Here is a 13,358-nt window from a genome sequence, read left to right as displayed (position 1 = left end):
GCATGTTTCTTCAGACACGCCCATTTCCGCCCCTCCCCCGCCCGACTCAAACATCCGAATTCCGACTCGAACCGCCCGTCCACACGCTTACCCACAGAGTTATGCAGAGTTCCCGGCGGAATCCCCGCCCCGCCGCCGGTGAATCGCCCCGTCCGACTCGAAAACGGCCCCCGAAAGGGAGCCGATACCGAGTCGTCTAAGGAAAACCCCGGGTCGCTTAAATGATTGAGAGAAGAAGCCCCCGCCCTATTCCGCCGCCTTCGCGGTGAGCTTGCTCAGGGCGCCGGCCATCGGATCCGTCACCTCGGCCGGCAGGTCGGCCCCGGCCGCTTCGGCCAACCGACCAGCGGGTTCTTCATAGGCCAGCCAGGTGTTGCCTTCGGCGTCTTCGTAGACCAGCACCTTCAGCGGCAGCGCCAGCCCGGCCTCGCGGGCCTCGAGCATCGCCGGCGTGCCGACCTCGGGGTTGCCGAAGATCAGAAGCTCGGAGGCCCCGATATCCTTGCCCACCGATTTCGCCCCGGCGCCATGGTCGACGCGGACGAAGAGCTTGGCCCCTGCCCCTTCGATCGCGACCTCCAGCGCATCGGCGGCCTCGGTCACGCTCTTGTCGGTGGCGACCTTGACGGTCTCGGCGCTCGCAGTGGTGGCGGCAAGCAGAGGCAGGGCGAGGAACAGGGAACGGAACATGGGGCTCTCCAAATGATGGGTGTGGTTCAGGCGGCGCCGGTGCGGCGGAACCGGCGCAGGCTGCGCGGCTCGATCCGAAGCGCGAGCAGGCCGAGGATAACCCCGAGATAGATCATTGGTTCCAATTGCCAGCCCTTGACCAGCATCAGGTAATGCACCCCGCCCAGCAGCACCGCCAGATAGGTGAGCTTGTGCAGCTTGCGCCAGCGGATGCCGAGACGGCGCACCGACCAGTTGTTCGAGGTCACGGCCAACGGCAGCAGCAGGGCAAAGCCCGCCATGCCGACGGTGATATAGGGGCGCTTCACGATATCGGCCCAGATCTGCGAGAGCACCTGAACATCGAGCACCAGCCAGGTCAGCAGGTGCAGCGCGACATAGAAGAAGGCCATGAGCCCGATGGCACGGCGAAAGCGGATCAGGTTGAGCCCGGCAAAGCGGCGCAGGGGCGTGACCGCGAGACCGACGATCAGCAGTTGCAGGGCAAATTCGCCCAGCTTCTGTTCGAGCGCCTTGATCGGCTCGGCCCCCAACCCGCCGGTCAGGCCTTGGTAGAGAAACCAGAGCGCCGGCAGGGGCAGCAGCAGGTACAAGAGCCAGGGCGGCACCCGCCGCAGCGCAGCGTTCAGACGGTCGATCATCAGGAGAACTTCCGCAGGTCCATGCCTTCGTAGAGAGGGGCGACCTCTTCTTCATAGCCGTTGAACATCAGGGTCGGGATCTTCTTGGCAAAGAGACCGCCGCCGATCCGCCGTTCGCTGGCCTGCGACCAGCGCGGGTGGTCGACCTCTGGATTGACGTTGCTGTAGAAGCCGTATTCGCCGGGGATGGCGCGGTTCCAGCTGGTGGGTGGCTCTTCTTCGGTCAGGGAGATGCGGACCACCGACTTGATCGACTTGTAGCCGTACTTCCACGGCACCACGAGCCGGAGCGGCGCGCCGTTCTGATTGGGGATGTCGCGGCCATAGATGCCGGTCGCCATGATGGTCAGCGGATGCATCGCCTCGTCGAGGCGGAGGCCTTCGACATAGGGCCACTCGAGCACGGGGTATTTCTGGCCCCACATCTCTTCAGGGCGATAGAGCGTCTCGAAGGCCACGTATTTCGCGCCGGACTGCACGCCGGCGAGTTCCAGCAGGTCGGCCAGCTCGAAACCGTTCCAGGGCACCACCATTGACCAGGCCTCGACGCAGCGGAAGCGGTAGAGGCGCTCTTCGACGGTCATCTGGGCCATGATGTCTTCGAAGGCATAGTCGCCGGGGCGGTCGACCAACCCGTCGATCTTGACGGTCCAGGGATCGGTGGTGAGCGCATGGGCGTTGCGCGCCGGGTCATCCTTGCCGGTGCCGAATTCGTAGAAGTTGTTGTAGCTGGTGATGTCGTCCCAGGAATTCGGCTCGAGCGTCTCGTCTTGCGCCATCGCCGGCCCGGCCATCGCCGCCAACCCGAGACCAGCCGCGCCGCCCATCAGCTGGCGCCGGTTGAGATAGGCGGTTTCCGGCGTGACGTCCTTGTCCGTGAACGTGTTCTTCCAGCGATATGCCATGGTGCTTCCCTTCGTGATCGCGCGAGGGATGCGGTGAGGGGCACCCCGGTTGCCCTAGATGTAGCGGCCAAAGGGGTTTGTACAAAGCCACGGTTTCTCAACTCTGCGTGGCCGGATTGTAACTTTTGCGGGTTGCTGCGGGTTTGGGCACGTGGCGCTCCAGGCGCCGAGCTGCGTCATCGTCGGGCCGCGGTGCGGCGATGCACGCTCTGGTCTGCGCACTTTATCCCGTCACTGGCGCGCTTTGATCGAGCGACGTGCTGAGGTCACCCAATCGCCGTGCCGGGGGGGCGGCCCGGCGATGGCGCGGCGGCCTGCGGCCTTGTTCCGCGCCATTGAAGCTCAGAACAAGAGGTCGGCTGGTCTCTCGTGAAAGCCGCGTCATTGTTGGGCCGCGGGCCGGCGATCCGACCTCAGTTCGGCGCACTTTATCCCAGCCACTGGCGCGCTCGGAATGTGCGACACACTCACGTCACCCAATCGCCGGGCCGATAGGGCGGCCCAGCGATGGCGCGGCGGCCTGCGGCCTTGGTTCCGCGCCCGGGGAGCCAGTCAGCCGCCCCGAACAATCACCCGGCCAGTTCGGCCACGATCGCCTGAGCGGCCGCGCGCGGGTCCTCGGCCTGCCAGACCGGGCGCCCGACAACGATATGGTCCGCGCCATTGGCGATCGCCCGGCCCGGCGTGACGATCCGCTTCTGGTCCCCGGCGGCAGAGCCCGTCGGACGAATGCCGGGCGTCACGATCAACCGGCCCTGCGCCTCCGGCAGACCGCGGATCATCGCCGCTTCCTGCGCCGAGGCGATGACCCCGTCGGCCCCGGCCTCAAAGGCCCGGGCCGCGCGGGTGGCAACGATGTCGTGGATGTCGCCGGGCGCGATCAGGCCGTCGTCGAGGTCGGCGCGATCGAGAGAGGTCAGGATGGTCACCGCGAGGATCTTCATCTCCTTGCCGGCGGCGCCCTCCTTGGCGGCGCGTACCACATGGGGATCACCGTGCACGGTCAGGAAATCCAGATCGAACTGCGCCAACCCGCGCACAGCGGCTTCGACGGTGGCGCCGATGTCGAAGAGCTTCATGTCGAGGAAGATGCGCTTGCCCTGCTCGGACTTGAGCTCGTTGGCCAGCGCCAGCCCGCCGCCGGTCAGCATGCCCAGCCCGATCTTGTAGAACGAGACGGCATCGCCCAGTTGCGCGGCCAGTTCTAGCCCGGCAACGGCATTGGGCACGTCAAGGGCAACAATCAGGCGGTCATCGGAAGGGGAAAGGGTCATGGCGCGGCTCCGTTGGGCAAAATCGCGCCTTGGTGACGGAGGGGGCCGCCGAGGTCAAGCCTCGCGCGCCCGCGCGCGGTACCAAATGTAAGGCAAGGGTGCGAAACCTGTGATCAACGCGCGTGCCTCCCGCGCCTGCGCGCTCAGCCGCAGCGGTGTCCCGAGAAATGCAAGCCGCTCGCGCATCAATGCCGCGTCAGGATCTGTTCGAGGTAATTCGGCCGCGCGGCAAGGATGCGCTGAGCGATATCCTCGTGACGGTCGGGCATCGGCAGCGCCACGCGGCGCTTGGTCAGGGTGCATTCCGCCGGGCGGTGCTCACGGCGGGCGCGGGCGATCAGGGCGGCCTGCACCTCGTCGGCGGCGCGGTCGATGGGGGCCGGGCATTCCACTTCGTAGGTGTAGCTCTCGGTGCCGTCGATCAGGGTGACATAGGCCTCGAAACAACCGGTTTCGGCGTTGTGACGGGCGTCGGTAATACGGGTCTTGATCGGCATCTTGGTGCCTCCATCCTGTCTGCTCGCGGGGTGGTACCCCTGCGAGATGAACGTCTTCCGTGCCAAATTTGTTCCCCGCACCCGCCCGGGCCCCCGCGTGCCGCTGTCCCGGACCTGATCCGGGACCTCATGGCCAGCGCTGTCAAAGAGGCCCCGGAGCGGGGTCCGGGGCGCGAGCCACCAAGCCCCCGACACCAGTCTTGAAATGCCCGTCGGCATGCCCATTTTGCATAGCGAAGGCCCACAACGGGATGTGCCGCAATGCCGGGCATCGCCACCACCGGGCGCTTAACACGAAGGAGACAGCCATGGACTTGTCGAAGTTCACGGAACGGTCTCGCGGGTTCATTCAGGCCGCGCAGACCATCGCAATGCGGGAAAGCCACCAGCGGTTGACCCCTGAACACATTCTCAAAGCCCTGCTTGATGACGAGGAAGGCCTTGCCGCCAACCTGATCAAGCGCGCGGGCGGCGCGCCCGAGCGGGTGGTGCAGGCCAACGACCTGGCCCTGTCCAAGATCCCGCAGGTCACCGGCGACGCCGGCCAGATCTACATGGACAGCGCCACCGGCAAGGTGCTCGACGAGGCCGAAAAGGTCGCCAAGAAGGCCGGCGACAGCTTTGTCCCGGTCGAGCGCATCCTGATGGCGCTGGCGCTGGTGCGCTCCGAGGCCAAGAAGGCGCTCGAGGCCGGCGCGGTCAACGCCCAGGCGCTGAACACCGCGATCAACGACATCCGCAAGGGCCGCACCGCCGACAGCGCGAGCGCCGAAGAGGGCTACGAGGCGCTGAAGAAATACAGCCTCGACCTGACCGAGCGCGCCCGTGAAGGCAAGATCGACCCGATCATCGGCCGCGACGAGGAAATTCGCCGCGCCATGCAGGTGCTGTCGCGCCGGACCAAGAACAACCCGGTGCTGATCGGTGAACCCGGCGTCGGTAAAACCGCGATTGCCGAGGGTCTGGCCCTGCGCATCGTCAACGGCGACGTGCCCGAAAGCCTGCGCAACAAGCGGCTGCTGTCGCTCGACATGGGCGCGCTGATTGCCGGGGCGAAATACCGGGGCGAGTTCGAGGAACGGCTCAAGGCCGTGCTGGCCGAGGTCACCGCGGCCGCCGGCGAGATCATCCTCTTCATCGACGAGATGCACACCCTCGTGGGTGCGGGCAAGGCCGATGGCGCGATGGATGCCTCGAACCTGCTGAAACCCGCGCTGGCCCGCGGCGAGTTGCACTGCATCGGCGCCACCACGCTGGATGAATACCGCAAGCACGTCGAAAAGGACGCGGCGCTGGCCCGCCGGTTCCAGCCTCTGCTGGTCGAGGAGCCGACCGAAGAGGACACGATCTCGATCCTGCGCGGCATCAAGGAGAAGTACGAGCTGCACCACGGTGTGCGGATCTCGGACTCGGCGCTGGTGGCGGCGGCGACGCTGTCGCATCGCTACATCACCGACCGCTTCCTGCCGGACAAGGCGATCGACCTGATGGACGAGGCCGCCTCGCGCCTGCGCATGGCGGTGGACAGCAAGCCCGAAGAGCTCGACGCGCTCGACCGCGACATCCTGCAGAAGCAGATCGAGGTCGAGGCCCTGCGGCGCGAGGATGATCAGGCCTCCAGGGACCGGCTGGAAAAGCTCGAAAAGGAACTGGGCGACCTGCAGGACCAATCGGCACAGCTGACCGCCAAGTGGCAGGCCGAGCGCGACAAGCTAGCGTCGGCCCGCGACCTCAAGGAGCAGCTGGACCGCGCCCGCGCCGAGCTCGACATTGCCAAGCGCAATGGCGATCTGGCCAAGGCGGGCGAGCTGTCCTACGGCGTCATCCCGCAGCTGGAAAAGCAGCTGTCAGAGGCCGAAGAGCAGGAGCAGGACGGTGTCATGGTCGAAGAGGCCGTGCGCCCGGATCAGATCGCCTCGGTGGTCGAGCGCTGGACCGGCATTCCCGCCGGCAAGATGCTCGAGGGCGAGCGCGACAAGCTGCTGCGCATGGAAGAAGAGCTGCATGCCCGTGTCGTCGGCCAGAACCAGGCGGTGACCGCGGTGGCCAATGCGGTGCGCCGGGCGCGCGCCGGTCTCAATGACGAAAACCGGCCGCTGGGCTCCTTCCTGTTCCTTGGACCCACCGGCGTCGGCAAGACCGAGCTGACCAAGGCGGTGGCGGATTTCCTGTTCGACGACGACAATGCGATGGTGCGCATCGACATGTCCGAGTTCATGGAGAAACACTCCGTTGCCCGTCTGATCGGCGCGCCTCCGGGTTATGTGGGCTATGACGAAGGCGGTGTGCTGACCGAAGCGGTGCGGCGCCGGCCCTATCAGGTCGTGCTCTTCGACGAGGTCGAAAAGGCGCATCCGGACGTCTTCAACGTGTTGTTGCAGGTGCTCGACGACGGTGTGCTGACCGATGGCAAGGGCCGCCGGGTCGACTTCAAGCAGACGCTGATCGTTCTGACCTCGAACCTCGGGTCTCAGGCGCTATCGCAATTGCCCGATGGCGGAGATTCGTCGCAGGCCAAACGTGACGTGATGGACGCGGTGCGGGCGCATTTCCGCCCCGAGTTCCTCAACCGTCTGGACGAGACGATCATCTTTGACCGGCTCAAGCGCGAGGATATGGCCGGCATCGTCGACATCCAGCTGGCCCGCCTGCTCAAGCGGCTCGCGACCCGCAAGATCGCGCTCGAGCTGGACGATGCGGCGCGCAAGTGGCTCGCTGACGAAGGCTATGACCCGGTGTTCGGTGCCCGGCCGCTGAAGCGGGTGATCCAGCGCGCGCTGCAGGATCCGCTGGCCGAGATGCTGCTGGCCGGTGACGTCGCCGACGGCGATCTGGTGCCGGTGAGCGCCGGGGCCGACGGGCTGATCATCGGCGACCGGGTGGCCGCGACCAACCGGCCAAGGCCCGACGACGCCGTGGTCCACTGATAGTCGAAAACGCGCCGGGGAGACCCGGCGCGTTTTTTCATGCCCGGACCTGTAAGATCAGATCAGGATCGTGTCGGTGTCAAAGGACAGAAGCGTCGCGCCGTCGATCAGCACGCTGTCGCCCTCAGGCGCGGCGATCAGCAGTCCGGCATCCGTCTCGGCAAAGACCAGATCGGCCACGTCGTCGAGCCCCAGCGCTGTCATGTCGATCAGGTCATCACCATTGCCATAGCTCTCGATCGTGTCGGCCCCGAACCCCGGCTGAAAGACAAAGAGATCCGCGCCATAACCGCCGTGCAGCAGATCGTCGCCTGCCCCACCGATCAGCGTATCATCGCCAGAGCCGCCGCGCAGCACGTCGTCTTCGCTGCCGCCGTCCAGCCTGTCATGGCCGCTGCTGCCGTTCAGCGTATCCTGATCCGCCCCGCCGAAAAGCACATCGTTGCCGGTCCCGCCCAACAGCGCATCGCGGCCCGCATCACCCCTCAGCACATCATGCCCGGTGCCGCCTGACAGCCTGTCATTGCCCTCGCCCCCAGCCAATGTGTCATGGCCCGACCCGCCCGACAGCCGGTCGTTGCCGTCGCCGCCATCAACGCTGTCATGACCGCCATTGCCGGAAATCCGGTCTTGGCCCTCGCCGCCCAGCACGGTGTCATTGCCGCTGCCGGCATAGATCGTGTCATGGCCGCCGTCACCGCTGATCAGGTCGGCGCCGCTGCCGCCATAGGCCCGGTCGTTGCCGACACCGCCGGAAATCGTGTCATTGCCGGTGCCGCCATAGGCAATGTCATTCCCCGCCCCGCCGAACATCAGGTCGGCGCCGCTGCCGCCGTAGAACCGGTCGTTGCCGACACCGCCGTCCAGAGTGTCATCGCCGCTGCCACCGTTCAGCGTGTCGGCGCCCTCGCCACCGTCGAGCAGGTCATTGCCGCTGCCGCCGCGCAGGCCATCGGACCCCTCGCCCCCCGAGAGCACATCATTGTCACCGCCGCCGCTCAGCCGGTCGTCGCCTGCACCGCCAAAGATCGTATCGGCGCCCCAGTTGCCGTGAATGTAGTCATTGTCCGCCCCGCCTGAGATCAGGTCGTTGCCATAGCCGCCGCGCAACGTGTCGCTTCCGCCGGCCCCCATGAGGACATCATCGAGGCTGCTGCCCCGCAGGTATTCGCCAATAGGCGTGCCGGTGATCGGCGCAGAGGTAAAGAGGGCCAGGCTTTCGCCGAAGGTCAGGGTCAATGGCAACGTGTCACTCCTTACGCCGCTCGAATTGGAAACAAACCGTTTCTGTCTTCGGATTGTGACGCAATTCGGGCCAATCCCGGGCAATTCCGGATTTCTCGCAAGCCTCTGCCCGGCCCATACGCTGCACTGCCGCAGGGGCTCTGGACCTTGCCGGCGCGCCCGCCTAGTGTCCGCGCCAAGGAGGACATGCATGGCAACCGGCACCGAGATACGCACCTATTTCAACGGCCAATGGCATGACGGCGATCTGGCCGTGATGAAGGCCGCCGATCACGGCAGCTGGCTGGGCACGACCGTGTTCGACGGCGCGCGGATGGTGAACGGGCTGACGCCCGACCTCGACCGGCACTGCGCGCGGGTCAACCGCTCGGCCGAAGCGCTGATGATCACGCCGACGGTCGAGACCGAGGAGATGGTGGCCATCGTCCGCGACGGCCTCGAAGCCTATGCCCCCGACACCGCGGTCTACATCCGGCCGATGTACTGGGCGCTTGACGGCGATAGCCTCGGCATCGTGCCCAAGCCCGGCGCGACCGGCTTTGCCATCTCGCTCGAGGCCATTCCGATGGCGCCCGAAGGGGCCGCCACCACGCTGACCCGCACGCAGTTCCACCGGCCGGTGCTGGCCGATGCAGTGGTCAATGCCAAGGCCGGCTGCCTTTATCCCAACAACGCCCGGATGCTGGCCGAGGCGCGGCGCAAGGGCTTCGGCAATGCGCTGGTGGCCGATGCCTTGGGGAATGTGGCCGAGACCGCCACCGCCAATGTCTTCATGGCGCGCGACGGGGTGGTCTTTACCCCGGTCGCCAACGGCACCTTCCTCGCCGGGATCACCCGCGCCCGCCACATCGCCAACCTGCGCGCCGATGGCGTCGAGGTGACCGAGACGGTGCTGGGCTTTGACGATTTCCATGCCGCCGACGAGGTCTTTCTCTCGGGCAACATGATGAAGGTCACCCCGGTCACGGCCTTCGAGGACACCTCGTACCAGATCGGCCCCCTCACCCGCCGGGCGCGCGCGCTCTATTGGGACTGGGCCGCCTCGCAGCAATAACCAATTGTCCGAAAGGACGAAGGCGGGCATGATCCGCCGCAAGGAGTGGACAGATGCGTAAATTTCTCGTGGTGCTGGATGACAGCCGTGAATGCCTCAACGCGATGCGGTTCGCCGCGATGCGGGCCAGCCATACCGGTGGCGGCGTCGAGATCCTTTCGGTGATCCCGCCGGATGAGTTCAACCACTGGATCGGCGTCGGTGAAGTGATGCGCGAAGAGGCCCGCGAGCGCATTCATGCGCATTTCGAGGTCTTCGCCAAGTGGATGCGCGACCGGCAGAACGTCGACCCCAAGCTGGTGATCCGCGAGGGCCAGCCGGTGGACGAGATCATCGCCCAGGTCAACGAGGACCCCGAGATCGGCGTTCTGGTGCTGGGTGCCGGCACCGACAAGCAGGGCCCCGGCCCGCTGGTTACCCAGCTGACCCGCAACTCCGGCCTCCTGCCGATCCCGATCACCATCGTGCCGGGCGACCTGTCGAAGGAACGGCTGGAAGCCATCACCTAGGAGCCAGTCCAATGCCCGCAGCCACCGCACCGCACGATGTGATCCTTGTTCACTCGAGCGTTGCGGGCGCCGGTCAGTGGCGGGCGATGGTGCCGGAGTTCGACGCCCGGTTTCGGCTGCACACCCCCGATCTGATCGGCTATGGCGCGGTGCCGGCCTGGCGCGGTGACGCCCAGACCCTGGGCGATCAGGCCGACCATCTGGCCAGCGCCCTGCCCGAAAGCGGCCCCCTGTCCGTCGTCGGCCATTCGTTCGGCGGATCGGTCGCGATGGAGCTGGCCGCGCGGCACCCCGACCGAATCGCGCGACTTGTCCTGATCGAGCCCAATCCCTTTGCGCTGCTGGCCGAATCGGGCGCGACATCGCCGAGGCCACGGCGCTGCGCGATTGCATCAAGACCAACGGGGCCGTCGGCACATGGCACGCAGCAGCCGAGGTCTTTGCCGATTACTGGACCGGGCCGGGCAGCTGGAATGCCATGCCCCCCGCCCGGCAGGACAAGTTCGCCGCCGCGCTTGCGCCCAATTTCCAAGAATGGGATGCGGTGATGCTGGACACGACCGGCATTTCCGGCTGGCGGGATCGCCTGCCGATGCCCACCACGCTGATCTGGGCCGAGGATACCGTGCGCTCGACGCGCGAGCTTGCCGAGATATTGCGCGACGCCTGCCCGCAGTGGCGCACCGACGTATTGCCGCGCGGCGGACACATGGCCGCGCTGACCCGACCCGCGGAAATGGCGGCGCGACTGCAGGCTGCTCTGGCATAAGGCCGCCGCGCTCACCTTAGAACCATTCCAAACATTGACATCGCGGGCCCGGAGGGACATATCTGACCCAAGCGATAAGGAATATGTCTCATGTTCATCCAGACCGAATCCACTCCCAACCCGGCGACGCTCAAGTTCCTGCCCGGACAGACCGTGCTCGAGATGGGCACCGCCGATTTCCCCACCGCCGAGGGCGCATCGGCCTCGCCGCTGGCCGAGCGGCTGTTTGCCGTCGACGGGGTGGAAGGCGTGTTCTTCGGTCATGACTTCGTGACCGTGACCAAGGGGGAAGACCGGGACTGGGATCACCTGAAGCCCGCGCTTCTGGGCGCGATCATGGAGCATTTCCAGTCCGGCGCTCCGGTCATGGCCGGCGATGCGGCGGGCCCCTCGGGCCATGCCGAGCACAGCGGCGAGGATGGCGAGATCGTCACCCAGATCAAGGAGCTGCTCGACAGCCGGGTGCGCCCGGCGGTGGCCCAGGATGGCGGCGACATCACCTTCCACGGTTTCGAGCGCGGCGTGGTCTACCTGCACATGCAAGGCGCCTGTGCCGGCTGCCCTTCGTCGACGCTGACGCTGAAGATGGGCATCGAGAACCTGCTGCGCCACTACATCCCCGAGGTCACCGAGGTGCGCCCCGTCGCGGTCTGAGCGGCGGCGCAAGGCAAGCCTGATGACCGAGACCCTGGTTCTGGCATTCGACACATCGGCCGCGCATTGCGCGGCCGCTTTGCTCTGCGGTGACAGGGTTCTGGCCAGCCGTGTCGAAGAGATGGGCCGGGGCCAGGCCGAGCGGCTGTTTCCCCTGCTCGAAGAGGTACTGGCCGAGGGCGGCGTGACCTGGCGCGATCTGACGGCGCTTGGCGTCGGCACCGGGCCCGGCAATTTCACCGGCATCCGCATTTCCGTCGCCGCCGCGCGTGGGCTGGCGTTGTCTCTGGGCATCCCAGCAGTGGGCGTCTCGGCGCTGGAGGCCGCGGCCTTTGGCCTGCCCCTGCCGGTGACCGCCGTGATCGACGCCCGGCGCGAGCGCGCCTATGTTCAGCGCATTCCGGACGGCACACCTGAACTGGTCGAATTGGCAGACTTCCGTCCCGAGACGCCGGTCACCGGCCCCGGCGCAGCGCTGCTCTCTGACGCCCCCCTGCCCCAGACCATGCCCATCGCAGAGGCCACCGCCCGCATTGCCGCGCAGCGTTTTGCCAGCGAGACCCGGCCGCCGGCGCCGTTGTACATCCGACCGGCCGATGCCGCCCCGGCGCGCGATCTGCCGCCGGTGATCCTTGATGACGCCTGAGGCGCTGGCGGCGCTGCATGGCGCGGCCTTTGCCCCCTCGCGCGGCTGGAGCGCCAAGGAATTCGAGGCTTTCATCGCCGATCCCGCCTGCCTGCTCGTCACCCGGCCTGCAGGTTTTGCCCTCGCGCGGGTGACGCTGGACGAGGCCGAGCTTCTGACCATCGCCACCGATCCGGGCCAGCGCCGTCAGGGCACCGCGCGCGCGCTCCTAGCAGAGCTCCTCACGGCCTTGCCCGCACGCGGGGCCGAAACGCTGTTTCTCGAAGTGGCCGAGGACAATGCCGCGGCCCGGGCGCTCTATGACAGCGCAGGCTTTGCCGAGGCCGGCCGCCGCCGCGGCTATTATTCCCGACCCCAAGGGCCTGCCGCCGACGCCCTGATCCTGCGCAGGGCGCTGGGCTAACCCTCCGTTTCCGCTGCGGAACTGCACAAGAATCGGTTGACCCTCCACGCGCAACCCGGCCTTAATTGGCCATGATCCGGGGCAACCCGGGCAACAGACCTTTGCCCGGGGCACAACCCCGAGGCATACCAACGGGAGCAACCAAATGACATTCATGCATAAAATCCTTGCCACCACGGCGGCAATGGCGCTCAGCGCCGGGGCCGCGCTGGCCGAGCCGGCGCTGATTTTCGACCTCGGCGGCAAGTTCGACAAGAGCTTCAACGAGGCCGCCTTTGCCGGCGCGCAGCGTTGGGCCGAAGAAACCGGCGAAAGCTTCCGCGAGATCGAGCTGCAATCCGAAGCCCAGCGCGAGCAGGCGCTGCGCCGCTTTGCCGAGAACGGCAACAACCCGATCGTGATGACCGGTTTCGCCTTCGGCAACGTGCTGTCGGAAGTGGCGCCTGACTATCCGGACACCAAATTCGCCATCATCGACATGGTGGTGGACGAGCCCAACGTCCGCTCGGTGGTCTTCAACGAGCACGAGGGCTCCTACCTCGTGGGCATGATGGCGGCGATGGCCTCTGAATCGGGCACCGTCGGCTTCATCGGCGGCATGGACATCCCGCTGATCCGCAAGTTCGCCTGCGGCTATGCCCAGGGCGCCAAGGCGGTCAACGGTGACATCACCGTTCTGTCGAACATGACCGGCACCACGCCCGCGGCCTGGAACGACCCGGTCAAGGGCTCGGAGCTGACCAAGGCGCAGATCAGCCAGGGCGCCGACGTGATCTATGCTGCCGCCGGCGGCACCGGCGTGGGCGTGCTGCAGACCGCGGCTGACGAGGGCATCCTCTCGGTCGGCGTCGACAGCAACCAGAACTACATGCACCCCGGCAAGGTCCTGACCTCGATGCTCAAGCGGGTCGACAACGCGGTCTATGACGCGATGACTCAGGGCGAGGCGCTGGAGACCGGCATCAATGTCATGGGCGTCGGCAACGGCGGCATCGACTATGCGCTCGACGAGCACAATGCCGAGCTGGTCGCAGACGACATGAAGACCGCGGTCGACGACGCCAAGGCCAAGATCGCCGCCGGCGAGCTGAATGTGCACGATTACACCTCGGACGACAGCTGCCCCGACCTCAGCTTCTGATCC

15 protein-coding genes are annotated in these 13,358 nt (G+C 66.6%); 9 read left to right on the top strand and 6 right to left on the bottom strand.

Annotated elements, in window-relative coordinates:
- Window positions 1-246: 246 nt before the first annotated feature.
- From ACN0SE_RS13935 to ACN0SE_RS13915, 5 genes are all read right to left on the bottom strand, one after another.
- Complete coding sequence (locus ACN0SE_RS13935) at window positions 247-690, bottom strand: DUF302 domain-containing protein (RefSeq protein ID WP_417525134.1); 444 nt, start codon at window positions 688-690, stop codon at window positions 247-249.
- A 26-nt stretch (window positions 691-716) separates the two neighbouring features.
- Window positions 717-1,331: a protein-methionine-sulfoxide reductase heme-binding subunit MsrQ gene (gene msrQ / locus ACN0SE_RS13930; protein ID WP_417525133.1), complete on the bottom strand. Its 615-nt coding sequence runs from the start codon at window positions 1,329-1,331 to the stop codon at window positions 717-719.
- Entirely contained in the window at window positions 1,331-2,236 is a 906-nt protein-coding gene (gene msrP, locus ACN0SE_RS13925) for a protein-methionine-sulfoxide reductase catalytic subunit MsrP (RefSeq protein WP_417525132.1), read from the bottom strand. Before msrP ends, msrQ begins: the two co-directional genes overlap by 1 nt.
- A 569-nt stretch (window positions 2,237-2,805) precedes the next feature.
- On the bottom strand, window positions 2,806-3,510 hold the full coding sequence (gene pyrF, locus ACN0SE_RS13920; protein WP_417525131.1) for an orotidine-5'-phosphate decarboxylase: 705 nt from the start codon (window positions 3,508-3,510) through the stop codon (window positions 2,806-2,808).
- A gap of 185 nt (window positions 3,511-3,695) precedes the next feature.
- The gene (locus tag ACN0SE_RS13915; protein ID WP_417525130.1) at window positions 3,696-4,007 is read right to left on the bottom strand and encodes a hypothetical protein; all 312 of its coding nucleotides are present in this window, start codon (window positions 4,005-4,007) and stop codon (window positions 3,696-3,698) included.
- A 308-nt stretch (window positions 4,008-4,315) separates the two neighbouring features.
- Between ACN0SE_RS13915 and clpB the strand changes: the two genes are divergently transcribed.
- Window positions 4,316-6,934: an ATP-dependent chaperone ClpB gene (clpB, locus tag ACN0SE_RS13910; protein ID WP_417525129.1), complete on the top strand. Its 2,619-nt coding sequence runs from the start codon at window positions 4,316-4,318 to the stop codon at window positions 6,932-6,934.
- Window positions 6,935-6,991: 57 nt separating this feature from the next.
- Here clpB and ACN0SE_RS13905 read toward each other — a convergent pair whose 3' ends face one another.
- Complete coding sequence (locus ACN0SE_RS13905; RefSeq protein WP_417525128.1) at window positions 6,992-8,179, bottom strand: calcium-binding protein; 1,188 nt, start codon at window positions 8,177-8,179, stop codon at window positions 6,992-6,994.
- A gap of 190 nt (window positions 8,180-8,369) precedes the next feature.
- On the opposite strand from ACN0SE_RS13905, the gene ACN0SE_RS13900 reads away from it, so the two are divergent.
- From ACN0SE_RS13900 to ACN0SE_RS13865, 8 genes are all read left to right on the top strand, one after another.
- Window positions 8,370-9,233, top strand: coding sequence for a branched-chain amino acid aminotransferase (locus ACN0SE_RS13900; protein ID WP_417525127.1), 864 nt, complete (start codon window positions 8,370-8,372; stop codon window positions 9,231-9,233).
- A 53-nt stretch (window positions 9,234-9,286) separates the two neighbouring features.
- Window positions 9,287-9,742, top strand: a complete 456-nt coding sequence (locus tag ACN0SE_RS13895; protein WP_417525126.1) for a universal stress protein — start codon at window positions 9,287-9,289, stop codon at window positions 9,740-9,742.
- 11 nt (window positions 9,743-9,753) lie between these two features.
- The gene (locus ACN0SE_RS13890; protein ID WP_417525125.1) at window positions 9,754-10,290 is read left to right on the top strand and encodes an alpha/beta fold hydrolase; all 537 of its coding nucleotides are present in this window, start codon (window positions 9,754-9,756) and stop codon (window positions 10,288-10,290) included.
- Window positions 10,290-10,511: an alpha/beta fold hydrolase gene (locus ACN0SE_RS13885; RefSeq protein ID WP_417525124.1), complete on the top strand. Its 222-nt coding sequence runs from the start codon at window positions 10,290-10,292 to the stop codon at window positions 10,509-10,511. Before ACN0SE_RS13890 ends, ACN0SE_RS13885 begins: the two co-directional genes overlap by 1 nt.
- A gap of 90 nt (window positions 10,512-10,601) precedes the next feature.
- Window positions 10,602-11,165, top strand: a complete 564-nt coding sequence (locus ACN0SE_RS13880; protein WP_417525123.1) for a NifU family protein — start codon at window positions 10,602-10,604, stop codon at window positions 11,163-11,165.
- 22 nt (window positions 11,166-11,187) lie between these two features.
- A complete protein-coding gene (gene tsaB / locus ACN0SE_RS13875) occupies window positions 11,188-11,811 on the top strand; it encodes a tRNA (adenosine(37)-N6)-threonylcarbamoyltransferase complex dimerization subunit type 1 TsaB (RefSeq protein ID WP_417525122.1) in 624 nt (207 codons plus the stop codon).
- Window positions 11,801-12,214 (top strand): ribosomal protein S18-alanine N-acetyltransferase, encoded by a 414-nt coding sequence (gene rimI / locus ACN0SE_RS13870; RefSeq protein WP_417525121.1) that lies wholly within the window; start codon window positions 11,801-11,803, stop codon window positions 12,212-12,214. Before tsaB ends, rimI begins: the two co-directional genes overlap by 11 nt.
- 145 nt (window positions 12,215-12,359) lie before the next feature.
- The gene (locus tag ACN0SE_RS13865; protein ID WP_417525120.1) at window positions 12,360-13,355 is read left to right on the top strand and encodes a BMP family lipoprotein; all 996 of its coding nucleotides are present in this window, start codon (window positions 12,360-12,362) and stop codon (window positions 13,353-13,355) included.
- Window positions 13,356-13,358 lie beyond the last annotated feature (3 nt).

Origin of the sequence: Marinovum sp. (genome assembly GCF_048263515.1) — a bacterium.
Classification (GTDB): domain Bacteria; phylum Pseudomonadota; class Alphaproteobacteria; order Rhodobacterales; family Rhodobacteraceae; genus Marinovum.
The sequence above is the reverse complement of the archived record's forward strand: the minus strand, read 5'-3'. Positions and strand labels throughout refer to the sequence as shown.

What these genes read in the sequence shown, in the direction of transcription:
- ACN0SE_RS13935 (WP_417525134.1), bottom strand. Translation starts at nt 690, where the DNA reads ATGTTCCGTTCCCTGTTCCTCGCCCTGCCTCTGCTTGCCGCCACCACT.
- msrQ (WP_417525133.1), bottom strand. Translation starts at nt 1,331, where the DNA reads ATGATCGACCGTCTGAACGCTGCGCTGCGGCGGGTGCCGCCCTGGCTC.
- msrP (WP_417525132.1), bottom strand. Translation starts at nt 2,236, where the DNA reads ATGGCATATCGCTGGAAGAACACGTTCACGGACAAGGACGTCACGCCG.
- pyrF (WP_417525131.1), bottom strand. Translation starts at nt 3,510, where the DNA reads ATGACCCTTTCCCCTTCCGATGACCGCCTGATTGTTGCCCTTGACGTG.
- ACN0SE_RS13915 (WP_417525130.1), bottom strand. Translation starts at nt 4,007, where the DNA reads ATGCCGATCAAGACCCGTATTACCGACGCCCGTCACAACGCCGAAACC.
- clpB (WP_417525129.1), top strand. Translation starts at nt 4,316, where the DNA reads ATGGACTTGTCGAAGTTCACGGAACGGTCTCGCGGGTTCATTCAGGCC.
- ACN0SE_RS13900 (WP_417525127.1), top strand. Translation starts at nt 8,370, where the DNA reads ATGGCAACCGGCACCGAGATACGCACCTATTTCAACGGCCAATGGCAT.
- ACN0SE_RS13895 (WP_417525126.1), top strand. Translation starts at nt 9,287, where the DNA reads ATGCGTAAATTTCTCGTGGTGCTGGATGACAGCCGTGAATGCCTCAAC.
- ACN0SE_RS13890 (WP_417525125.1), top strand. Translation starts at nt 9,754, where the DNA reads ATGCCCGCAGCCACCGCACCGCACGATGTGATCCTTGTTCACTCGAGC.
- ACN0SE_RS13885 (WP_417525124.1), top strand. Translation starts at nt 10,290, where the DNA reads ATGCTGGACACGACCGGCATTTCCGGCTGGCGGGATCGCCTGCCGATG.
- ACN0SE_RS13880 (WP_417525123.1), top strand. Translation starts at nt 10,602, where the DNA reads ATGTTCATCCAGACCGAATCCACTCCCAACCCGGCGACGCTCAAGTTC.
- tsaB (WP_417525122.1), top strand. Translation starts at nt 11,188, where the DNA reads ATGACCGAGACCCTGGTTCTGGCATTCGACACATCGGCCGCGCATTGC.
- rimI (WP_417525121.1), top strand. Translation starts at nt 11,801, where the DNA reads ATGACGCCTGAGGCGCTGGCGGCGCTGCATGGCGCGGCCTTTGCCCCC.
- ACN0SE_RS13865 (WP_417525120.1), top strand. Translation starts at nt 12,360, where the DNA reads ATGACATTCATGCATAAAATCCTTGCCACCACGGCGGCAATGGCGCTC.